A 26,020-nucleotide genomic window follows, 5' to 3' on the forward strand; every position below is an offset into this window, starting at 1 on the left:
GCCGCCCGTGCATGGCGGACGACTGCGCGAGGCGGTCAGGCGCTTCGGGCGACCGCTGGAGGACTGGATCGATCTGTCGACCGGCATCAATCCCAACGGTTGGCCGGTGCCGGCCGTACCGCCCGGCGTCTGGGCGCGTCTGCCCGAGGACGACGATGGGCTGGAGATCGCCGCCGAGTGTTACTACGCCGCTTCGGGCGCGCTGCCGCTCGCCGGTTCACAGGCCGCGATCCAGTTGCTGCCGACCCTGCGTCCGCCCGGTCGGGTCGGGATTCCCGAGGTCGGCTATCGCGAACATGCCCACGCCTGGCATCGCGCCGGGCATCGTGTGATCAGTCTGCCCGACGGCGATCCGGGCGACTGGCTCGACGATGGCCCCGAGCACGAGCGGCTCGATGTGCTGGTGGTCATCAACCCTAACAACCCGACTGGACGACGCTGGCCGGTGGCGACCCTGCTCGACTGGCATGCGCGTCTGGCGGCGCGCGGCGGCTGGCTGGTGGTCGACGAGGCTTTCATGGACGCCACGCCCGACGAGAGTGTGCTGCCGTATCTGGGGCGGCCTGGATTGGTGGTGCTGCGTTCGCTCGGTAAGTTCTTCGGGCTGGCGGGGGCGCGGGTCGGGTTCCTGTTCGCCGAACCCGAATTGCGCGAGCGGGCCGCGCAGGCGCTCGGTCCCTGGACCCTGAGCGGTCCCTCGCGCTGGATCGCGCGGTCGGCGCTGGAGGATCTGGCGTGGCAGTCGGCGATGCGCGCCGCGTTGCCGTCAGCCTCGGAGCGGCTGGCCGAACTCCTGAGTCGTCAGGGTCTGACTCCGACGGGCGGAACCGCGCTTTTTCAATGGGTGCTGACACCACAGGCTGAGCACTTCCATGAGCGGCTGTGCGAACAGGGAATCCTCACTCGGCTTTTTGCGCAGCCGGCCAGTCTGCGGTTCGGCCTGCCGGGGTGCGAAGCGGAATGGGAGCGTCTGGAGCACGCGCTCGGGGCACTGGACGGACATTGATGGGAGTGCCCGAATGGCTGGCCGTTCCGGTGGCCGAAGTGAATCGTGGGTGTGAGTCGAGGGGCACGAAACGAATCGGGTGTCTCTGTTTCGTCGCTGATCCCCGGCTGGCCGAGCACTTACGGCGCTTGTCGACGACTGGGGTCGATCCGGACGCTCGGGCGGGCGTGGATCGCTGCGAGTTCGTCGATCCGGGCAGTCTGATTCCCTTTGCACCCCACACCGACGAGCCGCTGGATCGCCATCGTCTCGATGTCGCCTTGAGCCGGGGACGGCACGCCGCCGAGCGGGCGAAGCTCGCCGGCTGTTGCAAGCTGATCTGTCTGGGCATCGGTACCGACGACAGTCTGGATGACCGGCAACCGCTCGATACGTCGAGACCGACACGCCACGCCGCCTATGCCGGACTGCGCCGGATCGCCTGCTTCGAGATTGCCGCACTCACCGGCGCGCTGATCGCCGGCGCACAGATGGGACTTCAGACGTATCCAAGCGGCCGTCAGGCACAATTTGCCGCCAAGATGGCGCTCGCACTCAATCCGGGCGTCCATGACTGGCTCATCGATTCACCGAGTACGCTGCCCCAGCCGCTCAGGATCTCACCGACTCGCTCGATGACTTCATCGGTGACGGAGACGGGACATCCTTCGCCGAGCGTGGACTGCTCTAACGGCCGTTCGTTTGCGCTCGATCGGCCGCATAGAGGATGGGGATCAGAGCCAGACAGGCGAGCATCATGAAGTGCGGCCCGAAGAGCCAGAAGACCAGTGGGACACACAGATAATAGGCGCGCATCCCGATACTATAGAAACCACCCGCCCGATTGAGATGGCGGGCGACCTGTTCGGGACTCACGACCGCCGGACGGAGCGCGGGCGGCAGCGTGATCTGATAGCCGACGTGGTTGAAGAGCCGCACCGCCATGGCAAAGCTGAAGAAGGCCACGAAGAAATCGATCAGGAGTGCCAGCAGCTTGATGTCCCAGAGCTTTGGATCGACCTGACCGAAGAGACTCAAAGCCTGCCAGCTCGTGCTGATCTGGTCGGCCTTGCCGCTCAGGTTCAGCACTCCGATGATGAGCAGGATCGCGGTCGAGGCGAGAAAGGTTGCCGCCATGGTCGAGTTGCGCAGTGTCTGTACGGCCAGGATGCCCAATCCCGGATCGGCCATGATGTGCTGGACCCAGGCCCGCCGTGCCTCACGGTTGACCCCCTGGGTGCTGAACAGCGGGTCGAGCCAGGTTCGCCACGCCATCCAAAGATAGTAGAGCGCCAGCAACACGAGGCCGGCACTGACCCAGAACCACTCGTGGCTCGGCGGGTTCGGCCAATTCGACATCTCGACTGTTCCAAAAACCTAGACAAGGCTGATTATCTTACGCGATGCACGCCTTTCTATCAGGCTGTAATCAGACCCTGGCACTGTAGATCGGGGCGTCCGGGAGCAGGAGCAATCCGGATTGATGTCAACTACCCCCGCCTGAAGGCGGGGGCTTGTGAGGCGACTCACGAGCCGGGTTGACCAGGGACAGCGGTGAACATCCGCTCCGTTTGCAACAGGTCGTTGAGACCCACTCCGGGATGCTTCCTCAGTTCCGGACTCTGGAAGGTCGGGATCATGCAGGCGAAAGGCAAAGCGCCGAAGGTTCCGATCGCCGCCGCGAGGCGGGAGCCGGTTGCAGACATTCCCGAGGGGAGCGAGCCGCAAGGCTCCGTCACCAGGCCCGTAAGGGCAGACGTTTGGAACAGACCAATGGCGGTATTCGTACTCGACAAACAGAAACATCCGCTGATGCCGTGCACGGAGAAACGCGCGCGGCTGTTGCTGGAGCGCGGACGCGCGGTGGTGGTGCGTCTGGCCCCCTTCACCATTCGGCTGAAGGATCGAATCGGCGGCGCGGTTCAACCACTGCGCTTGAAGCTCGATCCGGGCAGTCGCGTCACGGGGCTGGCCATCGTTCGCGAATCCGAGACCGGCGATGCGGACACGGGCGCGGTCGAGCGCTTGGAGCATGGGCTGTGGCTTGGGGAACTGGCGCATCGCGGTCAGGCGATCCGGGAGGCGCTGACGCTGCGGCGTCACTATCGCCGGGCACGCCGGTCTCGGAAGACCCGCTACCGGGCGCCGCGTTTTCTGAATCGCCCCCGCCGTGAGGGCTGGTTGCCGCCGTCGTTACAGCATCGGCTCGACACGACGCTCAACTGGGTGGCGCGGCTGCGCCGGCTCGCCCCGATCACCGCCCTCAGTCAGGAACTGGTGCGTTTCGATACCCAGGCGCTCCAGAACCCGGAGATCTCCGGTGTGGAGTACCAACAGGGCGAACTGGCGGGCTACGAAGTGCGTGAATACCTGCTGGAGACATGGCACCGCACCTGCGCCTATTGTGGCGCGACGCACGTACCGCTGGAGATCGAGCACATCGTTCCACGCGCGCGGGGCGGCTCGGATCGGGTCTCGAACCTGACGCTCGCCTGCCGAGCCTGCAATCAGCGCAAGGCGAACCAGTCCATCGAGGACTTTCTGAAACGCCAACCGGCGCTCCTGCACCGGATCCAAGCCCAGGCCCAAGCGCCGCTTCAGGACGCCGCCGCCGTCAATGCCACGCGCTGGGCGCTGTTGAACGCGCTCCAGACCACGGGCCTCGCGGTCGAGACCGGCTCGGGCGGACGCACCAAGTTCAATCGCACGCGCCTGGACATCCCCAAAACCCATGCCCTCGATGCCGCCTGTGTCGGCGCCGTCGATCAGGTGCGCGACTGGAACCGCCCGGTCCTGGCCATCCGCGCCACCGGGCGCGGCGCTTACCGCCGCACGCGCACGTTCAACAACGGCTTCCCGCGCGGCTATCTGATGCGCCACAAGCGCGTCCACGGCTTCCAGACCGGCGATTGGGTGCGCGCCGAGGTGCCTAAGGGCAAGAAGGCCGGCGTGCATGTCGGGCGCGTGGCGGTGCGCCAAACGGGATCGTTCAACATCCAGGCCCAGGGCGGAACCGTTCAGGGGGTTTCTTACCGCCATTGCCGCGTCCTCCAGCGCGCTGACGGCTATGGCTACGCCTTCCAACCTAAACCAGATGCGGAGAAGGCGAGACGGGCGGCCTGACGGCGCTACGCGCCGCGCGCTATCCCTCCCCGCCCGGAAGGACGGGGTTTCTCGCGCAAAACTGATGAATTCCAGACCGCCGGCAGCAACCGCCCGGTCTTTTCGTTTGTCGGCTGTATCTTTTCGCGATACATTCCGGCCATGATCAAGCACTTCCGCCACGCAGGCTTGCGCCGGTTTTTCGAGACCGGATCGAAAGCCGGTATCCAGCCTCATCACGCACCGCGTCTGGCGCGTCAACTGGCTCGCCTCGATGCCGCTCATGCACCGGGCGACATGGACTATCCGGGCTGGCGACTCCATCCGCTGTCCGATGGCCGTTGGTCGGTGTGGGTCAACGGCAACTGGCGTCTGGTGTTTGAGTTCGACGGCGAAGACGCCGAACAGGTCGATTATCTGGACTATCACTGAGGTCAAAACCATGAAGCCTATGTTCAACCCTCCGCATCCGGGTGAGGCACTGCGCGAAGACGTGTTGCCGGCCTTGGGTCTGACCGTTTCGGAAGCCGCTCGCCAGCTCGGGATCTCGCGCGTGGCGCTGTCGCGCGTGCTGCACGGGCGCGCGGGGATCTCGGTCGATCTGGCACGCCGTCTGGAGGTCTGGCTGGCGACCGAGCACGGTGGGCCGACGGCTGAGAGCTTCCTGCGTGAGCAGGCGGCCTATGATTTGTGGCAGTTGAAGCAGTCGACACCACTCCCGACCGTGCAGCGCGCACGCGCCGGGGAAGGGATGACGGCGCCGGGACGGTTGTAGCCATCGAGTTCCCGCCGAATCTCCAGCTGCGACTCAGTCTGTCGCACCTCTGTCCTATACTCGTCCCCAAGTGGAGCCGGCTTCAGCCGGGGAGCACATCGACCGATGGTGTCGGGTTGTTTTGAGATGGGTTGCACGCTTTTTCGTTGACGATCCGCCTAAAATGGCGTGACCGTCATCGCCGGTGTCGCTCCACGACAGATACGTCAACACAACGATAAGGATGCACCCCATGAGTCACTCGAATCCCGCTTCCGAGCCTGAAAACAAGGATTTGAATCTCCACGCCCCGGAGGGGCAGGACGAGGCGTCCGCCGATCGTGTCGCCGATGAAGTCTTCGGCGGCGAGGCGAACGCCGAGCAGACCGGCGCGCTCATCACTCGCTTCGTGGCGTCCTATGAGCAGAACAAAGATCGGCAGGCGCTCGACGCTTGGCTGACGGCGGAGTTTCGTCAATATCCGACGCTGTGGCGCGACGAGGCCGAACTCGAATCCACCGCCCGTGAGATCATCGCCACGGTCGAGGCGTCCAGTGCGGCGCGGGCTTCGCTCCAAGCACATTTCGACCAGGGCAAGAGCCGCGAGAGCTGGCTGGCCAGGCGTATCGAGGAGGGTGCCGGGATCGCGGGTGTGGCTCAGGTGGGCGACTATGCCGGACGGATCGATCAGGCGCTTGGCGAGGCCAATCAGTGCTTCCGCGACGTGGTGACGACGCATGCAGGTCACATCAACCAAGGCGAGACGTTGCACGGTTTCATGGCCGAAGCCGAGGTCGCCAACCGCTTCAATCTCAATGCTCAGGCCAATCATTCCGGCGTCCGCGCCGAGGTCGTCGGGAGCACTGGCTACAACTCGCCGGATCTGGTGCTGCGCAACGCGAGCGGCGAGGTCATCCCCAACGTCCAGGTCAAGACCTACGGCAGTACCGACAATCTCATTCAGAACCTGCGCCGGCACGATTATCCGAAGGGCACGACGCTACTGGTGCACGAGGATCAGGTCGCGCGGGTGCAAAGCGAGTTTCCGGATCTGAAGGTGACGAGTACGCTGGAGGTCGATGGCGTCAAGGTGGCGATGCCGAGCCGCGAGGAGCTGGCGACCATGCGCTATGAGGCGCAGAAAAAGCAGGAGTTGCGCCAGTACGAATGGAACGATGTCAACCGGATCAACATCGTCAAGGGCATCGGCAAGCAGGCGCTCATCGGCGCGACCGTCGCGGCGGGGCTGCAAGGGGCGCGCATTCTCGGGCGGCGGGTCTGGAACCGGCTCCAGGGACGTGAGAATCCGTCGCCCAGTGAGGATCTGAAGGAGTTTTTCCAAAGTTCGATCAAGAGCGGTAAGCATGTCGGCGTGCAGGTCGCGGTGTCCGGGGCGGTCGTCGTTGCGGCCAAGAACGGGTTGCTGGGTGCGGTGCTCAAGGGCACTCCGGCGGGCCGGATCACGAGTGCGGTCTACATTGGTCTGGAGAACGCGAAGATCCTGTACAAGCTGGCCAAGGGGGAGTTGACCGGGCCGGAAGCGCTGGATGCGATGGGGACGGTCAGCAGCAGTGCGTTGGGCGGACTCGTCGGCGCGGGACTCGGGATGACCAAGGGGGCGGCGATCGGCGTGGTGTTCGGGCCTGTGGGGGCGATGGTCGGGGGCTTTGTCGGCGGTGTGGTGGGCGGCATGGCCGGCAGCACGATCGGCGATGCGCTCTATGCCGGTGGCAAGGTGCTGGTCAAGACGGCCGCGACCATGCTCAAGACGCTGACCGATGGACTCAAGGAGGCGGGCGCGGCCGTGCTCGGTAAGCTAAACCCATTGAAGTTGTTTGCATAATCCATGAACACGCACGATCCCAGTTACAAACTGCTGTTCTCGCATCCGCAGATGGTGCGCGATCTGCTGGTCGGGTTCGTCGATGAACCCTGGGTGGCGGATCTGGATCTCGACAGTCTGGAGCAGGTCAGTGGCAGCTATATCAGCGAGGATCTGCGCGAGCGCGAGGATGATCTGCTGTGGCGGGTGCGGCTACGCGACGGGGAGCGCGACCGCTGGCTGTATCTGTATCTGCTGCTGGAGTTTCAATCCAGCGTCGATGTGTTTATGGCGGTGCGGTTGCTGACCTATCTGGGGTTGCTGTATCAGGATCTGATCCGACAACGGGCGTTCACCGAGGCCGGGCGGCTGCCGCCGGTGCTGCCGATCGTGCTCTACAACGGCAAGCCGCGCTGGACGGCGGCGACGGAGTTGCTCGATCTGATCGAGCCGACGCCGGGGCGGTTGCGTGACTATGCGCCGCGTCTGCGCTATCTGTTGCTGGATGAGGGCGCGATTGACGAGAGTGCGCCCTGGGCGTTGCAAAATCTGGTGGCGGCGCTGTTTCGGCTGGAGAAAAGCCGGGGGCCGTTGCCGTTGCAGACGGCGATAGCGGCCTTGATCGACTGGCTCGATGCCCCGGAACAGGCCAGTCTGCGCCGCGCCTTTACCGTGTGGATCAAACGGGTGTTGATTCCGGGGCGGATGCCGGGCGTCAATCTGCCTGAGTTGGGCGACTTATTGGAGATCAAAACCATGTTGGCCGAAAGTGTGATCGAGTGGACGCAGGACTGGAAGCAGCAGGGGATTGAGGAAGGGCGTATACAAGGGCGCATGGAGGGACGCATGGAGGGGCGCATCGAGGGACGCATTCAAGGATTGATCGAAGGCGAATCCAGTTTGCTGGAGCGTTTATTGACCAAACGCTTTGGCCCGCTACCTGAAGATGTGCGCACTCGCTTGCAAGCGGCGAACAGCGAGCAGTTGCAGTGCTGGGCAGAACGAATTCTGGATGCTCGTCAGTTGCGCGATGTCTTTGCTGACGACTGAGTTTTATCGCAGGCTTGCTCCTACGTCTGAGCGTGGAGCTATCAAAAATGGGTGACGAGATGAAACTGATCAAGTTCGACCTTTCGATTGATGGCATCAAAGTCAAGGATATCAATGAACTGCGCGATCACTTTACGCCCGAGATTCTAGCTCACTATCGAAGTGGTGTTTTAGCTAAATGGCTGATGACGCGAAAATATCAGGATGAGCTGACGGCGCTGGCCTCACTGGAGGATGGCGATGATCACTCGCTTCTCAAGGCGTTGTGTCATGTGTTTCAGATCGATGCCGATGAGCGTGTGATTGCCGAAGCGTTGCGGGAGGTTCGTCCTGCCGCTGTGGTTGCAATGTCCGGCCAAGAAAGCAGTCGGCTCAAATTTGCTTTGTCAATCAATGGGAAGCGCGTAAGTCGGCTTGATGATTTGCGTGCTAATTTTACCATCGAAGTTCTCGACCATTATCGCAATGGTCTGTTGTCTGAATGGCTGCATTCACATGGTCTGACGCAAGAGTTGGCGGCTGTCAATGCGATTGATGAGTCAGAGGATCACTTGCTTGTCAAAAGCCTGAGTCGGATTTTCGCGGTCGAGGCCGATGATCGGCTGATTGCCGAGGCATTAAAAACAGGTGCGCAGATTATGCCGCTAGAGCCTTGCCCCGGTGCAACCTGGACTGAGAAATTGACTGGAATAGTTTTTGTTTGGATACCGCCTGGCTGTTGGTCGGCAAAGAAGAAATTTGTAAGCCTCAATAGCAAAAGCAATGAATACATTGCTGTTCGCATGAATGGCTTTTGGTTGAGTCAGCAGCCAATAACTAATGAGCAGCGGAATTTCTTAATGGAAGAGAATCACAAGCCAGTCAGTGATCCATCTTCTTTTTACGAAAACACTGAGTTAAGTGATCGGCAGAAATTTATTGGGATTTTAAATGTGCGCAATCCTAGCAAGAGTCGATTTCGCTTGCCGCGAATTGCTGAACTGATATATGCCATGAGTGGAGGCGCCAATTTCATTGGCGCAGATTTTGATGATCGTGATCCATTTGTGCGTGAAGGATCAAGCAATTTTGACAAGGAGCTATGCGGTCATCACCCCTGGAATTTATACTTGAATTTCAATAATCAACAGCATGCGTATACTGAATTTACGATGGAGGGTGAATTGGTTGCTTTCAAGCAAGGGGATTTTTTTATGGCAAGTGAAGGCAATGGTGATTATAGTGAAATTTTTGGAGATGTTTTCGGGGATATTTTTGGTGGCGGAAGGGGTATGAAGATCAATAATTTAAACGCCAGGGGCGAATCTAATTTGTTTAGAATTATTCGTGAGGCGTGTCTAAATTGATTGAGGTTGGCACGTGTATTTATGCATTTCGTCCTAAATTTTGATTGACACTTATTCTAACTCCATGACATGACTCAGAAACTCCAAGCCACCCTCCGCGCCCACGTCGAATCCCACTACCCAATCCTCTACCTCCTGACCTACGAGGAAGCCGAGGCCGACGCCCTGATCCGCGACCTCGCCGAGGATCGCAAGATCCTGGAATGGAACATGGCGCGCGGCCTGGTCGACTTCGCCACCAAGCGCCCGCAAACCGACTGGTGCGACCTGGCCACCGCGCTCGACACCCTGCTCGACTGGGACGACCTCAACCACCACGTCATCGTCATCCGCGACGCCCATCTCGGACTGCGCGATCAACCGCTGGCCGTCGCCCGACTCAAAGCCCTGGTCAACCGCCTCCTCGCCGACGACGAAGCCGTCGTCACCCTCTTCCTGCTGTCCTCCCAAGTCTTCCTGCCGCCCGAACTGGACAAATTCATCACCCTGTTCGAAATGCCGCTGCCCGACGAAACCACCATCCGCCAACTCGTCACCGACTACGTCCAAGCCTACGAACTGAACACCGACGCCGACACCATCGGCAAAATGGCCCTCGCCCTGCAAGGCCTGACCCGCTACGAAATCGGCCAGCTCATCAATCGCGGCTACCAGCGCGACGGCGACATCGGACTCGAAGACCTCGACCTCGTACTGACCGAAAAAGCCCAGATCATCCGCAAGAGCGGCACCCTCGAAATGCTCACCGTCAACGAGCGCCTGGAAAGCATCGGCGGACTCGGCCGCCTCAAACACTGGCTCAACCAAAAAGCCCAGGTCATGGCCGACTGGCCCGCCGCGCGCGCCTTCGGCGTCGAACCGCCCAAGGGCGTGATGATCGTCGGCATGCCCGGCTGCGGCAAATCCCTGACCGCCAAAGCCACCGCCGCCCTCTTCAACCTGCCGCTGCTCAAGCTCGACATGGGCTCGCTCATGGGCAAATACGTCGGCGAAAGCGAAGCCAACATGCGCCGCGCCATCCAGGTCGCCGAAGCCGTCAGCCCCTGCGTCCTCTGGGTCGACGAAGTCGAAAAAGCCTTCGTCGGCATCGGCGCCGGCGGCGACGGCTCCGAGGTCGCCACCCGACTGTTCGGCTACTTCCTGACCTGGATGCAGGACAAGACCAAACATGTGTTCGTCATCGCCACCGCCAACGACATCTCGGCCCTGCCGCCCGAACTGCTGCGCAAAGGCCGCTTCGACGAAATCTTCTACGTCGACTTCCCCAGCCGCGAAGAGCGCGCCGACATCTTCCGCGTCCACCTCCACAAGCGCGGCAAGCTCTCGGCCCAGATCCAGCTCGACCGACTGGCCCAGGCCACCGAGGGCTATTCGGGCGCCGACATCGAATCCGTGGTCAAGGAAGCCATCGAGCAAGCCTTCGTCGACGGGCGCTCGGCACTCGACAGCGACCGGCTGTTGCAGGTGATCGGCAACACCTACCCGCTGCGCGAAGTCATGAAGAAAAAGTTGAAGGAGTACGCCGAGCGCATCGCGGAGATGAAGATCAAACCGGCGTCTTGAGTCCCGATCCAAGAGCCGGCCGTTCGTTCCATGCCTGGAGCGGCAGACGAACTGGCCGGCCGGATGCCGTTCAACGCGCCGGCATCAATGGGAGTCGCCGTCTGATAGCGCTGCACCCCATCCGCTCAGGATCTCGCCAACGCGTTCGATCACGTCGGGAATCGCCGCCGCGACCGACGGCGACAGCTCCAGCCCCAGTTCCAGACATTCGGGCACGATGCCGACAAGGACGATCTCGGTCGGGCCATCGTCGAGCAACTGGAGCAGTGCCAGCAGATCCGACACGCCTAAATGATGCACCGAGAGCTTCGGACTCAGCGCGCGGCGGATGTCGGCATCGCGGAAGACGGCAATCCGGCCTGGCGGCGCGTCGAGTGCGATGGCATCGATCATCAGGATGCGCCGATGCTCGGCGAACAGCGGCAGCAGGTCCAGGCCCAGAGTGCCGCCGTCGATCAGCGTGACGGCCGGTTCGAGCCGGTAATCGCGTTCGAGCCGACGCAGCACATGGATACCCACGCCCTCATCGCCAAGCAACAGATTGCCGAGTCCAATCAGCAGAATGTCCGCGCCTAGATCATCGTTCACGTTCAATTCGGATTCCACTGTCACCTCCAATTTCAGAGCGTCCGCACACGCCGGCCAGAGTGCGCAGCCCGACGCTCCAGTTCGAGAGTACCACGGTCCGATGGGTCTTGATCCGCCCGTTTTCGACCTCGATCGGGTGCGAGCGGCGACCGGCGTCGTCCATAATCGGCGAATCGGATTGGCCAACGACAGGGCGTTTGGCTAAGGTGTCGGGAAGGGGACAGATGAAGCGAACAGGAGCGCTCCTTACTCATGAACGATCAAGATGTTTCGGCCCGATTCGGCGGCCTGCTCGCCCTGGGCCTGCTGCTGTTGAGCGTGCTGCCTGGAGCGATGCCGCAGGTCGAAGCCGCCATCCAGGGCCGGCTGGGCACCGACAACGCCGACTGTCTGCGCTGTCATCGCATGGAGACGCTGGGCTATCGCGACCCGCGCACAGGCGACTTGGTCGATCTGCACGTCGATGGCCGACAATTCGGACACTCGGCTCATGGCGAACTCCAGTGCATCGACTGCCACGAGGGCGACTTCGGCCAGTATCCGCATCCGGAGTCGGTGCTCGGGCAACGGCTCGACTGCGTCGGCTGTCATCAGGAACTGCACAAGGCGGACAAACGCGCCTACACCTTCAAGACCATCGACCAGGAATTCGCCCTCAGTATCCATGCCGTCTCGGACTCACCCAAGGCCGAGGGCTTCGACTGTCATCGCTGTCACGACCCGCATGCGTTCCGCAACTCCGAGGTCGGGCAGCCGATCGCCGAGATCGTGCGTGCGGGCAATGAACTCTGTCTGTCCTGTCACACCAAGATCCGCGACCCGCACAGCACCGCGCACCTGTGGCTACCGAAACGCGACAAGCATTGGGGATCGGTGCGCTGTCTCGACTGTCATACGCCCTTGACCGATCCGGGGCAGCCGGTCTCGCATCAGATTCTGGCCGCCAAAGACAGCAACTTCGACTGCGTCAGTTGTCACTCCAAGGAGGCGCGTCTGCTCGGACGGCTCTATCAGTACCGTTCCGAGACCGATCTGGCCGGCGGCGGCTGGCTGTCGAAGGCGGTCTTCAATGAAGCCTATGTCGTCGGCATGAGCCGCAGTCCGCTACTCGACGCGCTGGGTCTGGGTGTGATCGGTCTGACCCTGCTGGTGCTGATCGCGCACGGCTGGGGCCGCTATCGCGCCTATCGACGTCTACGGGAGGATCGGTCATGAGCGCACTCTATCTCTATCCGCGCTGGCTGCGCGCCTGGCACTGGGTCAATGCGCTGCTGTTCCTGGTGCTGATGTACACCGGCGCCAGCATGCACTTCGGCGAGGGCGGCTGGCTGATGCCGTTCGATCTGGCGGTCACGGTCCACAACACGGCGGGCATCCTGCTGACGCTGGGCTGGATCGGCTTCGTGGTGGGCAACCTGCGCACCGAGAACGGGCGGCACTACCGGATACACTTGTCGGGCTTCGTCGACCGCCTGGTCGTCCAGGGGCGCTATTACGCCCAGGGCATCTTCCGCAACGAACCGCATCCCTTCCATGTCAGCGTCGGGATGAAGTTCAACACCCTGCAACAGCTCAGCTATCTGGGCGTGATGTTCGGCCTGATGCCGCTCTTGATCCTGAGCGGCTGGGCGTTCCTGTTCTCGGTCTCGCTGCCCGAGACCCTGCTCGGTCTGCCGAGCGTCTGGCTGGTGGCCATGGCGCACCTGACGCTGGCCTATCTGCTGGTGCTGTTCCTGCTCGTGCACATGTACATCATCACCACCGGCGAAACCGTCACGACCAATCTGCGCGCCATGATCACCGGCTGGCACCGCGAGGACGAACCGGGTTCCGACCGGCGTGAGGAGGCCAAATCATGAACCCCATCGCCACACTGCTCGACCCCAGGACCAAACGCCGCCTGATCGTCGGCGCCGGCGTGTTCGGCGTTCTGGCGCTGGCCTATCGCTTCCTCTATCCGGTGGTCTTCGATGCCTATGTCGGCAAGACCAACGCGCCCCTGACCTATGAAAGCAGCCAGACGCTCACCGAAGCCGAATTCGAGGCAATGGCCCAGTCGCTGAGCGAGGAAGCACGCCGGCTCAAGGCCGAATCGGTCGTCGCTGAAGATCAAGACCCCTTCGCGCGTCAGGTCAAGGTCGAGATGCTGATGAACACCGAGTCGTTCATCCGCGACAGCCAGCCGAGCCACATCAAGTATTTCCGCGAGGCCGGCATCCGTCAGTACGAAGGCCCCAAGACCTGTCTGACCTGTCACGCCACCATCGAGGTCGATCATCCGGACGGCACCCGCTCGACGGTCGACACCCTCGACGATCTCGTCAACTCGGTGCATTTCAAGTTCCAGAGCAGCGCCGGCGGCTTCTCGACCTATGGCTATGACGGACGTCAGGTGAACGCCGGTCCGCACAAGATCCCGGTCGGCAAGATCGACCGCGCCTGCGGCATTCCGGGCAGCTTCACCTGGACCGGCTGGGCGGCGCTGGTCGCGAGCCGTCCCGAGCATGTCGAGGAAGGCGAGGTGGTGCTGCGCAGCGAGGGCTGCGGCCAGTGTCACATCGGCGGCAACTATCAGCCGGCGACCGAGAAGATGATGCCGGTCGGCGATGTACCGAGCATGGCCAAGGAAGGGATCGACTGTCTGATCTGTCATGCACGCGACTACGACATGAATCAGCGCGTCGTCATCCGCGACGAATACGGGTTGCGCTGGGATCAGGACCGCAGCCTGCGCGCGGCGCTCACCGTCGGCCCGATCAGCTCCGAGACCTGTCTGCGCTGTCATCAGCACAACATGGGCGGCGACGTCTACGAGCACAATGCTGCTGCCCAGTCGCTCGGCTACAAGCACCAGCGTCTGCTGCATCGCGGAGCCAAGCGCGGCAATCCCTTCAGTCCCGAGGACGACGCCCACGCCGCCGCCGGCATCCAGTGCACCGACTGCCATCGCCCCGAGGGCCACAAGATTCCGCGCGGGCGTATGGGGGTGGATCTGGTCGCCAACGATCTGCCGGACAAGGAGGTCTCGTGCGAAACCTGTCACACGCGAGCGCCCCACAACAACTCCAGGGACAAGGCACTGCTCAACGGCCATATCGCGCGGCTCGCCTGCGAGACCTGTCATATCCCGCGCCTGGAAGACAACAACGTGGTGCTGCGCGACTGGGTGCATCCGACCTGGGACGCGGAAGAGGGGATCTGGGAGCCGACCGATGTCTATCGTTCGGGCGAACCGGGCAAGGGGTTCACCTACCTCTGGTTCAACGGCAACGGCACCTTCCTGGCCAATGCGCTGGGCAACAATCCGAACGGTGCCGACACCTATGATCCGCTGATGCAGCAGATCGCGCGGATCGACGACCCGGAGATCATCGCCGCCGTGCGCGCCAAGGCGACGGAACTCAAAGCGCAGTATCCCGACATCGATGTCGAGCGCTATGTCCGGATGGCCACGGACCCGCTGTCGCAGCTCACGCCCGAGATGCTCGAACGGCGCCGTGCCATGATCCAGGCCAACCTGCGCGCGGCCATGAACGATGGGGAGAGCCGGATCTATCCGTTCAAGCTCTTCAACGCCATGATGTACGAGGACATGTCCAACCAGGGACCGTTCGGGGCCATGATCCTGCCGTTCGACTACAGCACCTACTATGAGACGGGCGACACCCAGGCTGCCGTCAAGCGTGCCATCCAGGATCCGATCGTCCGGCGCATGTATCAGGAGCCGTTCAAGCTCTACATGATGGACGAGTTCATGGCCTATTTCGGCGTCAGCGGCGGCTGGAAGACGATCTATCCGCTCGTCGACGGTCAGCTCGTCAACGTCGAACCGCACTGGATGCGCCAGATGGGCACGCTCATGGTCAACCACGGCATCCAGCGCCAGGGGCACGACTGCGCCGACTGTCACGCGCCCAACGGTATCATGGATTTCAAACTGCTCGGCTACACGCCCGAACGGATCGCCGAACTCCAGGATCCGGAGCTGCTCAGACAGCCGCCGGTAAACGAGACGATGGCAAACGCCGAGACACCGGCTCCGTCCGTGCCATGATCCGGAACCTGACCATCACGCAACTGGCGGAAAACGCGGCCAGCTCGCCTGGGTTGCTCGGTGAGCATGGCGCGTCCTTCTTCATTGAGGCCGACGCGCACTGTCTGCTGCTCGACACCGGGCAGGGGCTGACGCTGCGGCACAATGCCGCACGGCTCGGAATCGCGCTCGAACGGGTGACGGCGGTCGCGCTCAGTCATGGCCATTACGACCACACCGGCGGGCTGGAGACGGTGATCGAATGCACCGGCGGTGCGATCGATCTCTATCTGCATCCCGAGGCGCTGGCGCCCAAGTTCAACCGCGATGGCCGCTCAATCGGATCGCCGACCACGGATCTGGAGGTGCTGCGACCGCGCGTGCGGCGGCTCATCGCCGATACTGGGCCGATCGAGATCCGACCCGGCATCCAGCTCAGCGGCGAGATCCCGCGCCGCCATGCCATCGAAGATACGGGCGGCCCTTTCTATCGCGACGCCGCGCGCACCGAGATCGACGATCTGCCCGACGATCAGGCGCTCATCATCAACACCCTAGCGGGACTGGTGGTAGTGCTCGGCTGCGGTCATTCCGGGCTGATCAACACGCTCGATCATGTCCGCACGCTCGCGCCCGGACGCCCGATCCACGCCATTCTGGGCGGAACCCATCTGCTGCGCGCCGGCACCGAGCGTCTGGACTTCACCGTCGGCGCACTCGCCGGATTTGGGATCGACTATCTGGCCCCCAACCACTGCACCGGATTGGCGGCCACCTGCCTGCTGCGCCGGAGCTTCCCGGATCAGTTCCACGAGTCCCCCACAGGCACCGTGCATCGATTCGGAGCGGCCGCCTGATCGTTTCGAACTGAAGCCTTCGAGACGCCGATTCCGCCACATGCGTCACGCCGGTACATGGGTATATTGACGGGCCGCCACGAGGAGGCCGAGGCTCCATGAGAAAGACACTGGCATCGATCGCACTGATCGGTCTCGCCGGCTGCGGCCAGGAGCCGAACACGGCCGTCGGCACGCTCGAATGGGACCGGATCGAGCTGATCGCCGAGCTGTCCGAGCCGATCGTCGAGATCCAACACCGCGAGGGCGATCGGCTCGCCGAGGGCGAGATCATCCTGAGGCTCGATCCGCGCCGGGCGCAGGCGCGTCTGGACGCGGCACGGGCCACCCGCGAGCAGGCCGAGGCCCGCTTGGCCGAGCTTGAGCGCGGACCCCGTGCCGAGCGCATCGCCGAGGCACGGGCCAGACTGAGCGGCGCCCGGGACGACCTGGCGGTACGCGAGCGCGAGTTCGAACGGCTCGCGGCCCTGCTGAATCGCAAGCTCTCCAGCCCCGAGTCGGTGGACGCCGCCCGCCGTCTGCGCGACCAGGCGCGCAGCGAGCAAGACCGCGCCGGCGCCGCGCTCGCCGAGCTGGAGCACGGCACCACCGCCGAGGAGCTGGCTCAGGCTAGGGCTGCACTCGCCCAAGCGCAGGCCAGCGAACGCGAGCGGGAACTCGACCTGGAACGCCTGACCGTCCGCTCGCCACGCGACGGACGGCTCGACGACCTGCCTTACCGTCTCGGCGAACAGCCGGCTGTCGGCAAGGTCGTCGCCCTGATGCTCGCCGGGTCCACCCCCTATGCCCGGGTCTACGTGCCCGAGGCGATCCGCGTCCGGGTCACGCCCGGCACCGGCGCCCGCATCGCGGTCGACGGTCTCGACACCCCCTTCGCCGGACGGGTGCGCAAGGTGCTCGCCGATCCGGCCTTCACACCCTACTACGCGCTCACCGAGCGCGATCGCGGACGACTGACCTATCTCGCCGAGATCGACCTCCAGGACGCGCCCGAATCGCTGCCGGCCGGGGTTCCGCTGGTCGCCCGCTTCCAGCTCGATACCCTGAGCGCGCCATGAGCGGCTACTACGCCATCGAGTCCCACGGACTGACCCGCCGCTTCGGCGACTTCACCGCCGTGGACCACATCGATCTGCGCATCCCGCGCGCCCAGATCTACGGCTTCCTCGGACCGAACGGATCGGGCAAGTCGACGACCATCCGCATGCTCTGCGGTCTGCTCACTCCCTCGGAAGGCGAGGCGCGGGTGCTGGGGCATCCGGTCCCGGGCGACGCCGACGCGCTCAAGCAGCAGATCGGTTACATGACCCAGCGCTTCTCTCTCTACGAGGATCTGGATGTCCAGGAGAATCTGGACTTCATCGCCGACATCTACTGTCTGCCCCGCAAGACGCGCCGCGCGCGGATCGAGGCCCAGCTGGAGCGCTACAACCTGATCGGGCAGCGCCGCCAGCGCGCCGGCACCCTGAGCGGCGGCCAGAAGCAGCGTCTCGCGCTTGCCGCCGCCACCCTGCATGCGCCGCCGCTGCTCTTCCTCGACGAGCCGACCAGCGCGGTCGATCCGCAGAGCCGGCGCGACTTCTGGGAGACGCTCTTTGCGCTGGTCGCCGAGGGCACCACCATCCTGGTCTCGACCCACTATATGGACGAGGCTGAGCGCTGTCACCGTCTGGCGATCCTGCAGCGCGGCCGCATCGTCGCTGACGGCACCCCGACCCAGCTCTATGCCGACATGGACGCACGGGTGGTGGAGGTGGAGACGGACGCGCCCGGACCCGCGCGCGCGGCGCTGGGCGGACTGGCGCCCATCCTCAGCGTCACCCAGCTCGGGGTGCGGTTGCGGGTGCTGGTCGCCAGGGCGGTCGAGGACGCACCCGAGCTGGTGCGCTCGGCGCTGGTGGCCGCCGGCGTCGAGGCCAGGGTCCAGCCGGTCCATCCGAGCCTGGAGGACGTCTTCGTCCTCGCGACCGATTCAGACGGAGTCAGGTCATGAGTCGCTGTCTCACCCGACTGAGCGCGATCCTCTTCAAGGAGGTGCGGCAGCTGCGCCGTGACCGTCTCACCTTCGGCATGATCGTCGGCATCCCGCTGATCCAGCTGATGCTGTTCGGCTACGCCATCAACACCGACGTGCGCCACCTGCCGGCCGGGGTGGCCGATCAGGCCCAGACCTCGCTGTCACGGGCGCTGATCGCCGACAGTCAGGCGACCCAGGTGGTGGACATCCATCGAGCGGTGAGCAGACCCGAGGAACTGGAGCGGCTGCTGCGGCGCGGTGAGATCGCGGTCGGCCTCCACATCCCGCCCGACTTCGGGCGCCGGTTGCAGGATCCGGAGCGCCCGGCCGCCCAGCTGCTGGCCGACGGCACCGATCCGGTCGTCCTGATGGCGGCCCGTCAGCTCGCTCAGATCTCGCTCGACTACGGCACGGCGCCGGAGCGGCCGAGCGGGGAGCCGGTCTTTGAGGTCCGCAGCTTCTACAACCCGGAGCGGCGCTCGGCGCTCAACATCGTGCCCGGTCTGATCGGCGTCATCCTGACCCTGACGATGGTGCTCTTCACCGCAGTCGCCATCGTCCGTGAGGCCGAGCGCGGCAACCTGGAGCTGTTGATCAACACTCCGGTGCGCAGCCTCGAGCTGATGATCGGCAAGATCATCCCCTACGTGCTCATCGGGCTGGTGCAGGTGAGCATCATCCTGGCCCTCGGGATGCTGCTGTTCGGGGTGCCGGTGCGGGGCGCGCTCTATCAGGTCTATCTCGCGGCGCTGCTCTTCATCGCCGCCAACCTGACCCTGGGGCTGGTCATCTCCACCGCCGCCAAGACCCAGTTCCAGGCGATGCAGATGACTTTCTTCATCTTTCTGCCCTCGATCCTGCTCTCGGGGTTCATGTTCCCCTTCGCCGGGATGCCCAAGGCCGCCCAGTATTTGTCCGAGCTGCTGCCGCTGACCCATTTCATCCGGATGATCCGGGGGATCATGCTGCGCGGGGCCAGCTTGGCGGATATGCCGGGGGAGGTGCTGGCGCTGGTCGTCTTTGCGGGGGTGACGTTGACGCTGGCGGTGTCGAGATTCAGTAAAACTCTGGATTGATGGGGGTTTTTGGTCCAAACCGTTTGGAGTGGTTGGAGCGTGTTCATGCGCTGGTGATTTACATCACCATCTTGTGGCCGGACTCGGTGCCCCTCTGCTGCTGCATCACTGTTGCTCGGCCTCTGAATGCCATCAGCGCCATCATTCTTTTTGGGAATTGGGCGCGCACATATTGTACATACAGCGCCTAATGTAGATAACGAGCCGGTTGAATCTGACGGCTGCATCTAATCCCTGACATCCCAGGCGGGGCAGTTCTGTCGAAAAGGAATTCTTGCTATCCTGTTAACAGAAAAACATGCTCTTAGCGTTCCATGACTAACCAAAAGCAGAAGCGGCGAGCCTCGACCACGGGCACGCTCGTAGGCACACGATTCCAACCGGGCATGCTCGACGCATGGAGGAGGAATCAAGACGATATTCCGACTCGCCCTGAAGCGATCAGGCGCTTAGTCGAACTAGGCATGTCAGCCTGCTTCGCGCCCCCCCCCCGCGGACACAATGCAGTAAGGATTGAGAATCAATGGTTGCCCCATGAAGAAGCCGAAAGAGATTGTCCCTAAATCCAAAGCAGAGAAGGAAGCGGCCGAGGATCAGATCCTTGAACTGTCCAAGCGGATAGAGTTCTATCTCACCGAGTACTCGGTCGAATTGCTTGCCAAAAAGATGCATGAAGGCGAATTCTTCGTGCCACCCTATCAGCGCGAGTTCACCTGGGAGCCTGAACGTAAGTCAAAGTTTATCGAATCTCTGCTGATCGGTTTACCCATCCCTTTCCTCTTCTTCTGGGAGAGACCGAAAGACGGAAAGCTCGAGATCGTGGATGGCTCACAGCGCCTGCGGACGATTGAAGAGTTCATCCTGGGAGAGTTTCGGCTCGGGGAGCTGGAGAGCTTGACTGCCGTCTCTGGGTTCACATTCTCAGACCTCCCCGAATCTAGACGAAGGAAGATCAAGAACCGATCGATCCGTGGCATAGTCCTGAACGAAAACGCCGACGAACAAGCTCGCTTCGACATGTTCGAGCGCATCAATACGGGCAGCAAGATCGCGAATGAAGCAGAGGTGCGTCGTGGTGCGCTCGGGGGACCTTTTATGGACCTCATCATCGAGCTTTCCTCACACTCGAAGTTCGTCGCTTTGGCTCCTGTACCACAGAAATCTGTCGATAAGAGGGAACGAGAGGAACTGGTTGCTCGTTTCTTCGCCTACAGCGATGGACTCAACGGCTATCGCGACCGCCCCGCGGAGTTCGTTTTTAAATACGTTAAGAGGATGAACGACGAGGTCGCTTCCGCCTCCGCCAAGATCGAACACTATCGCAGCCGATTCCTGGAAATGATCGACTTCGTCGACCGTGTCTTCCCTCACGGGTTTAGGCGAACCCCCAGAGGCAAAGCCAGTCCTCGCGCTCGGTTCGAGGCTATTGCAGTCGGATCCAGACTGGCCTTGGATGCCCGTCCTGAGTTGGTCGAGCAGGAATCGATCGACGTCGAGCCATGGCTGGATAGCGAGGATTTCAAGAAGGTCACGGGCTCCGACGGAGCAAATGCCATCGCACGCTTGATAGGCCGCATTAATTTCGTCAAAGCAAAACTCTTGGCGAACGCATGAGCGCTCTGACAACTGCCTTCCAGGAACGCAAAGCGGAAGTTGAGGCATACCTGGAGTTTCTTTCGGACATGGAGGAACAAACTAAGAAAGGTCCGCCGCGTTTCGAGGGAGCCCAGCGGCCAATCACCGTCGAGCAACAAAGAATCCTCTATTCGACCGTCTACCTGCAACTGTATAATCTCGTGGAAGCGACGATATCTTTATGTATTCATGAGGTTACAGAGGCAACGAGAAGCAATGCGCAGTGGACGCCGAGTGATTTGAACGATGATCTTCGCCGCGAATGGGTGCGTGCTGTCGCGCGCACCCACGAGGCATTGAGTCCTGATAATCGATTGAATCATGCGCTTCAGCTCTGCAATCACTTGGCCTCGGCTCTACCGGTGGACCGTTTCGATATGGATAAGGGAGGTGGAGGTAATTGGGACGATTCTGCGATAGAGCGCATGACCAAGCGTCTTGGCTTCGAGCTTCACGTTGCTAAGAAGATCTACGCAGCGATCAAGAAACCTATTCGAGATGACATGGGGTCTTTGGCTTTGGTGAAGAACCTCCGCAATCGCTTGGCGCACGGATCCATCTCTTTTGTGGAATGCTCAGAGAATGAAACTTTTTCTGGGATTAAGAGCTTGGCGAATAACACCTTGCGTTATCTGGAGGCTGTGGTTGGCTGTTTCGAAAAATACCTGGAAGGATACGAATACCTCCTTCCTGAGCGGCGTCCATAATGAATAAGTGCCTCAAAAATCTTCAGGAAATAACCTTCAATATCAAAGCTGTAGATTTATTCTGCGGGGTTGGAGGGTTGACCCATGGTTTGTCGCGTGGCGGCATTCAAGTCATGGCTGGCATCGACATTGACGCCAGTTGCCGTTATCCCTACGAAGCCAATAATCCAGCTCGATTTATCGAGCATGATGTCGGAACACTGCCCCCCGATCTGATCACGCCTTACTATGAAAATGCCGACTACACCTTGCTCGCCGGATGTGCGCCCTGTCAGCCATTCTCGTCCTATAGCCGTAGTGGGCGTAATCGGGAGTATGAATCGCAATGGCCGCTCGTCTCCTCTTTCGGTAAATTGGCAGAAGCGATTCGGCCCGACCTGATAACCATGGAGAACGTGCCTCAGTTGGCAGATCATCCAGTTTTCGATGAGTTGCTCGCGAGCCTCTCCGGTTACGAGACTTGGTGGCAGATCGTCGAATGTTCAAAGCTGGGGATTCCCCAGACCCGCAAGCGTTTAGTACTGCTCGCATCTCGCCTAGGTAAGGATTCTTTAGAGCTGATTGAAGAATCCAACCAGGAAACAACCGTCCGCCAGACCATAGGAATGCTCCCTGCCATTGATGCCGGCGAAATCCACCCAGAAGACGAGCTGCACATGGCATCCTCGTTGAGTCCTATGAATCTGGCTCGAATCAAGAAATCGCGCCCCGGTGGAACTTGGCGCGATTGGCCAGATGAACTGAAGGCTGCTTGTCATCGCAAGTCCAGTGGTGCTACGTATCCCAGTGTCTACGGACGTATGGAGTGGGATCGACCGGCTCCGACGATCACGACTCAGTGCTTCGGCTATGGGAATGGGCGATTTGGGCATCCAGAACAGCATCGCGCAATTTCTCTGCGCGAGGCGGCCATGCTGCAAACCTTTCCGGCGGACTATTCGTTTGCTCCCGCTGGAACCAGGTTCAAGTTCAACAGGATGGGTCGTTTGATCGGCAACGCGGTTCCCGTTCGGCTGGGAGAGGCGATTGCCCAATCTCTAGTCGCTCATGTTCGCGTCTGCTCATCTCGGTCTCCAGGCACTGGAGCCGAGCAACTACCAACGACTCAGCTTCATTGAGTGGTAGGTGTACCCAGAGGCGAAGCACGCTCCATCCCTTAGCCGCGAGTCTGGCGTTCGCATCAGTGTATCGTGTTCGATTTGTCCTGATCTTGTTCTCCCAACACTCTCGATTGGACCGCGACGAGCCGCTGGAGAACCTCACGGGCGAGAACTCCTGCGCGGTATATGATCCACGGGACTCAGCGCGATGCTTGTCTCGGCCCATTGGTGGAAGTCTAGAGGTTCCCAGCGAGCGGAATGAAACGGTCTCATTCTGCACCCACCCCAGGCAGAATGGTCACAGTAGCGGTGCGGCCGACGATCAAACGGATGTCCGGCGGGACGGCATCCAGAGTCACACGCACGGGAACCCTTTGGGCCAGACGCACCCAACTGACGGTCGGCGTCACATTGGGCAGCAAATTGGCACTCGTCACCCGATCGCGGTCTTCGATGCCGGAGGCGATGCTCTGCACATGGCCGCTGATGACCTGCTCCTCGCCCATCAGCTTGACCAGGGCAGACTGGCCGACGCGGATGTCGTGCAGCTTGGTCTCCTCGAAATAGCCCTCGACCCGAAAGGAGTCGGCCGCGATGAGTGCCAGGACAGGCTTTCCGACGGTGACGGCATCACCGACCTGTAGCATCAGATCCGAGAGAATGCCATCGGCGGGCGCGACGACCAGGGTGCGCTCAAGATCGAGTGAGGCCAGATCGCGCGCGACCAGAGCCTGTGCAACCTCGGCCCCGGCCAGCTCCACCTTGGATTGCCATTGCTCGCGAACCTCCTTGGCGACCAGCTCGCCCATCGCCTGATTGCGCTGCGCATCGCGCTGGGTCTGGGCCAGGGTGGCGCGCTTGGCGGTGAGCACCGCCTCGGCCTGACGCAGGGCGAGCACATAGCGCGCCTGATCGATGCGAAAGAGCGGCTGCCCGCGCTTGACGGACTGATGATCGTCCACCGCCACCTCGGTGACGATTCCCGACACATCGGGAGCGACCTCGATGATGTCGGCGCGTACCCGTCCCTCCGGGGTCCAGGGCTCGACCTGGTAGTAGACCCACACCCGCCATCCCGCCACGGCAGCAACGCCGACCAGCGTGAGTGTGAGCACCGGGCGGAGGATCTTCGCCACGGCGGTCTTGATGGATCGGTCGTTCATGAGCGTGCATACTCCGGCAGATTGAGCACCAGTGCCCAGCAGATGACGAACACCGCCGTCTCGAACAGGGCCGGATGCCAGACGTGGCGATAGACCTTCAGCCAGACCAGAAGACGATGCACCACGAGCGTCAGGACGAACGCCAGAACGGCGGTGACCAGAAAGGCGTGCAGATAGACGCCGAAGAGGTTGGTTTCGCCGCTCATGCCCTGGCTTCCTGGGTCGTCATGGGTACGGGTGTGTCTGGAAAGAGGCTGCGCCGCAGCCCAAGGAGGGCGCTGACCTCGCGGGCGTTCGTCTCGGCGGGATTCGTCCCCAGGCGGTAGATCGTCCGATCGAGCAGCGGGAGCAAGTCGGCCTCGGCGTCCGGGCCGCGCTGCCTGTCGGCGCGTGCACGATAGTGGGCGGCGAGCGCCTGCAACAGCGGCTCGAGCGTGCTGTCGTTCCGCGCAGACAGGCGAGCGCGAAGCCCGCGCAGCGCGACCAGATCCATCCCCGCCCGCAGCTCGCTCAGGATGCTCACACCGGCCAGCGCCGGGTCTTTGCTGGCGGCGAGCTTCGGGGCCAGCAGTCCCAGCCGGTCGGTCATGCGCGAGGCGAAGGCGAGCGGTTCGCGCTCACCCCGGCCCTCAGCCAGACGGGCCAGGGCGTCCCATGTCTGGCGCAGCAGCCGTCGGGCGCTGGTCTCCACACCCATGGAACGCAGTCCGCGCGTCACGGAGAGCGCGACCAGCAACCCGACGAAGGGCGCCAGATTGACGTTGAGAAAATCCGCGAAGGTCCAGGTCAGCCGGTCCTGGAGCGCCAGGCTGTTGATGAAGTTGATGTTCACCGACAGGGAGAGCAGGGCGTGCTGGGGCGACACCATGAGCATCCCGAGTCCGACCAGAGTCGGGGCGAGGACAAGCGCCAGCGGCACGAAGTCGTGGACGCGCGGCAGCAGCACGAACAGGTAGACGGCAGCCAGGGGCACGGCCAGCAGCAGGCTGATCCCGAAGGCCCGCATGGCCGGCGCCGGGTCGTCCATGGTCGCAAAGAGGCAGCAGAGGACCGCAGCGAGGACGGCGGCGCCGTCTCCCGCCGACCAGCCGCCGAGAATCCATAGGGCGCAACAGATCAGGATGGAGAGTGTCGCCGCCCCGCCCGAGCGCCAGGCTAGACCAGGATCCCGGTGCAGCGGTCGCTCCTCGGCGCGCGCGACCACCTCGGCCAGAGGCGACGGGAGTGCTCGCTCGGGCGCATGCAGGTGGGCGAGGAGCTGCCGTGACGCGTCCAGTGCCTCGATCAGATCCAGCAGCCGTGACAGCAGGCTCAGTTGGTGGAGTCCGGTCCAGTCGCGGCGGTCGACGCAGGCGGCCTGTCGCCGCAGACGCTGCAAGAGGGGCTGTGGGTCCATTCCGGGACTGGCGACCCAGTCGGCCACCTCCGCCAGCGCCGCCGCCGTTTCGGCATCCGGCGCGCCGCGCAGTGCCCGCAGGGCGGCCAGACGGTCGGAGAGACTGGCCAAGAGCGGGATCAACCGCAGGAGGCGCTCTTGCAGTGCCTGCACCACGGCGGTGGTCTCGCGCAGGCGCGAGGTGTCATAGGGCAGGTGGGTTGCAAGCTGGCGGATCTCGCTCGCCGCTCCGGCGAGCCGGCTACGGTCGCGCTCGAGGGTTTCCGCGCTCCCGCCGCGCAGCAGATCCAGCGCCCACTGGTCGGCCTCCGTCAGCCAGGCGTCGAGTCGTGCGCGCACCACCGTGCCGACGGGACGCGGAAACCAGAGGCTGTGCACCAGGGTGGCGCAGACGATCCCGAGGCCGATCTCCTGGACGCGGGCGAGTGCCACGTCGAAGATCGCCGCAGGCTGGAGCACGCCCGGGAAGCCGATGATGGCGGCGGTATAGCTGGCCAGCATCATGATGTAGCTGCGCGGAGAACGGTCGAGCACCGCTACCGCCAGACAGACGCCCACCCACAGCGCCAGCGAGAGCAGGGCTGGCGCATTCACCAAATGGGGCACCAGCACGACCGACGCTGCGGCGCCGAGTCCTGTCCCCAGCAACCGATAGATGGCCTTGGAGCGCACCGCACCGGCGATGGGGTGGCTCACGATATAGACCGTGATGACCGCCCAGTAGGGCTTCGGCAAACCGATCGCCAGACTGATGTAGAGGGCGAGCATGGCCGCCGCGAAGCTGGCGAACGCAAAGTGGAGACGGTCGCGGGTGGCTTGCGTCATC

At 62.6% G+C, this 26,020-nt stretch carries 24 protein-coding genes; 18 read left to right on the forward strand and 6 right to left on the reverse strand.

Translation table 11 applies throughout. From position 1 onward, the window contains the following. Positions 1-7: 7 nt before the first annotated feature. On the forward strand, positions 8-1,006 hold the full coding sequence (cobD, locus tag ALVIN_RS07125) for a threonine-phosphate decarboxylase CobD (protein WP_012970650.1): 999 nt from the start codon (positions 8-10) through the stop codon (positions 1,004-1,006). Between the two features lie 119 nt (positions 1,007-1,125). Here the strand turns inward: cobD and ALVIN_RS07130 are convergent, their stop codons facing one another. Next, complete coding sequence (locus ALVIN_RS07130; RefSeq protein ID WP_043795561.1) at positions 1,126-1,557, reverse strand: hypothetical protein; 432 nt, start codon at positions 1,555-1,557, stop codon at positions 1,126-1,128. 115 nt (positions 1,558-1,672) lie between these two features. Continuing rightward, entirely contained in the window at positions 1,673-2,344 is a 672-nt protein-coding gene (locus ALVIN_RS07135; RefSeq protein WP_012970652.1) for a DUF599 domain-containing protein, read from the reverse strand. A 414-nt stretch (positions 2,345-2,758) separates the two neighbouring features. Between ALVIN_RS07135 and iscB the strand changes: the two genes are divergently transcribed. The 7 genes from iscB (at position 2,759) to ALVIN_RS07170 (ending at position 10,622) form a co-directional block, all read left to right on the forward strand. Then, on the forward strand, positions 2,759-4,108 hold the full coding sequence (iscB, locus tag ALVIN_RS07145; protein WP_012970653.1) for an RNA-guided endonuclease IscB: 1,350 nt from the start codon (positions 2,759-2,761) through the stop codon (positions 4,106-4,108). A 141-nt stretch (positions 4,109-4,249) separates the two neighbouring features. Then, positions 4,250-4,519, forward strand: coding sequence for a type II toxin-antitoxin system RelE/ParE family toxin (locus ALVIN_RS07150; protein WP_012970654.1), 270 nt, complete (start codon positions 4,250-4,252; stop codon positions 4,517-4,519). Between the two features lie 10 nt (positions 4,520-4,529). Continuing rightward, the gene (locus tag ALVIN_RS07155; protein ID WP_012970655.1) at positions 4,530-4,862 is read left to right on the forward strand and encodes a HigA family addiction module antitoxin; all 333 of its coding nucleotides are present in this window, start codon (positions 4,530-4,532) and stop codon (positions 4,860-4,862) included. Between the two features lie 232 nt (positions 4,863-5,094). Then, a complete protein-coding gene (locus ALVIN_RS07160; protein ID WP_012970656.1) occupies positions 5,095-6,684 on the forward strand; it encodes a hypothetical protein in 1,590 nt (529 codons plus the stop codon). 3 nt (positions 6,685-6,687) lie between these two features. After that, complete coding sequence (locus tag ALVIN_RS07165; protein WP_012970657.1) at positions 6,688-7,713, forward strand: Rpn family recombination-promoting nuclease/putative transposase; 1,026 nt, start codon at positions 6,688-6,690, stop codon at positions 7,711-7,713. 47 nt (positions 7,714-7,760) lie between these two features. After that, positions 7,761-9,059 (forward strand): hypothetical protein, encoded by a 1,299-nt coding sequence (locus ALVIN_RS17805; RefSeq protein WP_012970658.1) that lies wholly within the window; start codon positions 7,761-7,763, stop codon positions 9,057-9,059. Between the two features lie 69 nt (positions 9,060-9,128). Continuing rightward, entirely contained in the window at positions 9,129-10,622 is a 1,494-nt protein-coding gene (locus tag ALVIN_RS07170) for an AAA family ATPase (RefSeq protein WP_012970659.1), read from the forward strand. 84 nt (positions 10,623-10,706) lie between these two features. On the opposite strand, the gene ALVIN_RS07175 is transcribed toward ALVIN_RS07170, so the two are convergent. Further along, positions 10,707-11,210 carry a hydrogenase maturation protease gene (locus ALVIN_RS07175; protein ID WP_223295276.1) on the reverse strand — a complete coding sequence of 168 codons (504 nt, stop codon included), beginning with the start codon at positions 11,208-11,210 and terminating at the stop codon, positions 10,707-10,709. Between the two features lie 252 nt (positions 11,211-11,462). On the opposite strand from ALVIN_RS07175, the gene ALVIN_RS07180 reads away from it, so the two are divergent. The 10 genes from ALVIN_RS07180 (at position 11,463) to ALVIN_RS17040 (ending at position 22,653) form a co-directional block, all read left to right on the forward strand. After that, on the forward strand, positions 11,463-12,425 hold the full coding sequence (locus ALVIN_RS07180) for a cytochrome c3 family protein (RefSeq protein WP_012970661.1): 963 nt from the start codon (positions 11,463-11,465) through the stop codon (positions 12,423-12,425). Next, positions 12,422-13,069 (forward strand): cytochrome b/b6 domain-containing protein, encoded by a 648-nt coding sequence (locus tag ALVIN_RS07185; protein ID WP_012970662.1) that lies wholly within the window; start codon positions 12,422-12,424, stop codon positions 13,067-13,069. Before ALVIN_RS07180 ends, ALVIN_RS07185 begins: the two co-directional genes overlap by 4 nt. Further along, positions 13,066-15,264 (forward strand): multiheme c-type cytochrome, encoded by a 2,199-nt coding sequence (locus tag ALVIN_RS07190; protein ID WP_012970663.1) that lies wholly within the window; start codon positions 13,066-13,068, stop codon positions 15,262-15,264. The genes ALVIN_RS07185 and ALVIN_RS07190 overlap by 4 nt, the downstream gene beginning before the upstream one ends. Next, positions 15,261-16,100, forward strand: coding sequence for an MBL fold metallo-hydrolase (locus ALVIN_RS07195; protein WP_012970664.1), 840 nt, complete (start codon positions 15,261-15,263; stop codon positions 16,098-16,100). The genes ALVIN_RS07190 and ALVIN_RS07195 overlap by 4 nt, the downstream gene beginning before the upstream one ends. 98 nt (positions 16,101-16,198) lie before the next feature. After that, positions 16,199-17,158, forward strand: a complete 960-nt coding sequence (locus ALVIN_RS07200; RefSeq protein ID WP_012970665.1) for an HlyD family secretion protein — start codon at positions 16,199-16,201, stop codon at positions 17,156-17,158. Then, positions 17,155-18,093, forward strand: coding sequence for an ABC transporter ATP-binding protein (locus ALVIN_RS07205; protein WP_012970666.1), 939 nt, complete (start codon positions 17,155-17,157; stop codon positions 18,091-18,093). The genes ALVIN_RS07200 and ALVIN_RS07205 overlap by 4 nt, the downstream gene beginning before the upstream one ends. Continuing rightward, positions 18,090-19,193, forward strand: a complete 1,104-nt coding sequence (locus ALVIN_RS07210; RefSeq protein WP_012970667.1) for an ABC transporter permease — start codon at positions 18,090-18,092, stop codon at positions 19,191-19,193. Before ALVIN_RS07205 ends, ALVIN_RS07210 begins: the two co-directional genes overlap by 4 nt. 534 nt (positions 19,194-19,727) lie before the next feature. Beyond that, positions 19,728-20,807, forward strand: a complete 1,080-nt coding sequence (locus tag ALVIN_RS07215; protein WP_012970668.1) for a DUF262 domain-containing protein — start codon at positions 19,728-19,730, stop codon at positions 20,805-20,807. Continuing rightward, positions 20,804-21,535, forward strand: coding sequence for an MAE_28990/MAE_18760 family HEPN-like nuclease (locus ALVIN_RS07220; RefSeq protein WP_012970669.1), 732 nt, complete (start codon positions 20,804-20,806; stop codon positions 21,533-21,535). Before ALVIN_RS07215 ends, ALVIN_RS07220 begins: the two co-directional genes overlap by 4 nt. Then, entirely contained in the window at positions 21,535-22,653 is a 1,119-nt protein-coding gene (locus ALVIN_RS17040) for a DNA cytosine methyltransferase (protein WP_012970670.1), read from the forward strand. The genes ALVIN_RS07220 and ALVIN_RS17040 overlap by 1 nt, the downstream gene beginning before the upstream one ends. A 251-nt stretch (positions 22,654-22,904) precedes the next feature. Here the strand turns inward: ALVIN_RS17040 and ALVIN_RS07225 are convergent, their stop codons facing one another. The 3 genes from ALVIN_RS07225 to ALVIN_RS07235 are packed head-to-tail and all read right to left on the reverse strand — an operon-like array spanning position 22,905 to position 26,019. Then, positions 22,905-23,798 (reverse strand): efflux RND transporter periplasmic adaptor subunit, encoded by an 894-nt coding sequence (locus ALVIN_RS07225; RefSeq protein ID WP_012970671.1) that lies wholly within the window; start codon positions 23,796-23,798, stop codon positions 22,905-22,907. Next, the gene (locus tag ALVIN_RS07230; protein ID WP_012970672.1) at positions 23,795-24,004 is read right to left on the reverse strand and encodes a DUF1656 domain-containing protein; all 210 of its coding nucleotides are present in this window, start codon (positions 24,002-24,004) and stop codon (positions 23,795-23,797) included. Before ALVIN_RS07230 ends, ALVIN_RS07225 begins: the two co-directional genes overlap by 4 nt. Continuing rightward, positions 24,001-26,019 (reverse strand): FUSC family protein, encoded by a 2,019-nt coding sequence (locus tag ALVIN_RS07235; RefSeq protein WP_012970673.1) that lies wholly within the window; start codon positions 26,017-26,019, stop codon positions 24,001-24,003. The genes ALVIN_RS07230 and ALVIN_RS07235 overlap by 4 nt, the downstream gene beginning before the upstream one ends. Between the last annotated feature and the right edge of the window lies 1 nt (position 26,020).

It is taken from the genome of Allochromatium vinosum DSM 180 (assembly GCF_000025485.1).
Lineage (GTDB): Bacteria > Pseudomonadota > Gammaproteobacteria > Chromatiales > Chromatiaceae > Thermochromatium > Thermochromatium vinosum.

Coding starts and splice junctions, on each gene's coding strand:
- ALVIN_RS07130 (WP_043795561.1), bottom strand. CDS start 1,557: ATGGACGCCCGGATTGAGTGCGAGCGCCATCTTGGCGGCAAATTGTGC.
- ALVIN_RS07135 (WP_012970652.1), bottom strand. CDS start 2,344: ATGTCGAATTGGCCGAACCCGCCGAGCCACGAGTGGTTCTGGGTCAGT.
- iscB (WP_012970653.1), top strand. CDS start 2,759: ATGGCGGTATTCGTACTCGACAAACAGAAACATCCGCTGATGCCGTGC.
- ALVIN_RS07150 (WP_012970654.1), top strand. CDS start 4,250: ATGATCAAGCACTTCCGCCACGCAGGCTTGCGCCGGTTTTTCGAGACC.
- ALVIN_RS07155 (WP_012970655.1), top strand. CDS start 4,530: ATGAAGCCTATGTTCAACCCTCCGCATCCGGGTGAGGCACTGCGCGAA.
- ALVIN_RS07160 (WP_012970656.1), top strand. CDS start 5,095: ATGAGTCACTCGAATCCCGCTTCCGAGCCTGAAAACAAGGATTTGAAT.
- ALVIN_RS07165 (WP_012970657.1), top strand. CDS start 6,688: ATGAACACGCACGATCCCAGTTACAAACTGCTGTTCTCGCATCCGCAG.
- ALVIN_RS17805 (WP_012970658.1), top strand. CDS start 7,761: ATGGGTGACGAGATGAAACTGATCAAGTTCGACCTTTCGATTGATGGC.
- ALVIN_RS07170 (WP_012970659.1), top strand. CDS start 9,129: ATGACTCAGAAACTCCAAGCCACCCTCCGCGCCCACGTCGAATCCCAC.
- ALVIN_RS07180 (WP_012970661.1), top strand. CDS start 11,463: ATGAACGATCAAGATGTTTCGGCCCGATTCGGCGGCCTGCTCGCCCTG.
- ALVIN_RS07185 (WP_012970662.1), top strand. CDS start 12,422: ATGAGCGCACTCTATCTCTATCCGCGCTGGCTGCGCGCCTGGCACTGG.
- ALVIN_RS07190 (WP_012970663.1), top strand. CDS start 13,066: ATGAACCCCATCGCCACACTGCTCGACCCCAGGACCAAACGCCGCCTG.
- ALVIN_RS07195 (WP_012970664.1), top strand. CDS start 15,261: ATGATCCGGAACCTGACCATCACGCAACTGGCGGAAAACGCGGCCAGC.
- ALVIN_RS07200 (WP_012970665.1), top strand. CDS start 16,199: ATGAGAAAGACACTGGCATCGATCGCACTGATCGGTCTCGCCGGCTGC.
- ALVIN_RS07205 (WP_012970666.1), top strand. CDS start 17,155: ATGAGCGGCTACTACGCCATCGAGTCCCACGGACTGACCCGCCGCTTC.
- ALVIN_RS07210 (WP_012970667.1), top strand. CDS start 18,090: ATGAGTCGCTGTCTCACCCGACTGAGCGCGATCCTCTTCAAGGAGGTG.
- ALVIN_RS07215 (WP_012970668.1), top strand. CDS start 19,728: ATGAAGAAGCCGAAAGAGATTGTCCCTAAATCCAAAGCAGAGAAGGAA.
- ALVIN_RS07220 (WP_012970669.1), top strand. CDS start 20,804: ATGAGCGCTCTGACAACTGCCTTCCAGGAACGCAAAGCGGAAGTTGAG.
- ALVIN_RS17040 (WP_012970670.1), top strand. CDS start 21,535: ATGAATAAGTGCCTCAAAAATCTTCAGGAAATAACCTTCAATATCAAA.
- ALVIN_RS07225 (WP_012970671.1), bottom strand. CDS start 23,798: ATGAACGACCGATCCATCAAGACCGCCGTGGCGAAGATCCTCCGCCCG.
- ALVIN_RS07230 (WP_012970672.1), bottom strand. CDS start 24,004: ATGAGCGGCGAAACCAACCTCTTCGGCGTCTATCTGCACGCCTTTCTG.
- ALVIN_RS07235 (WP_012970673.1), bottom strand. CDS start 26,019: ATGACGCAAGCCACCCGCGACCGTCTCCACTTTGCGTTCGCCAGCTTC.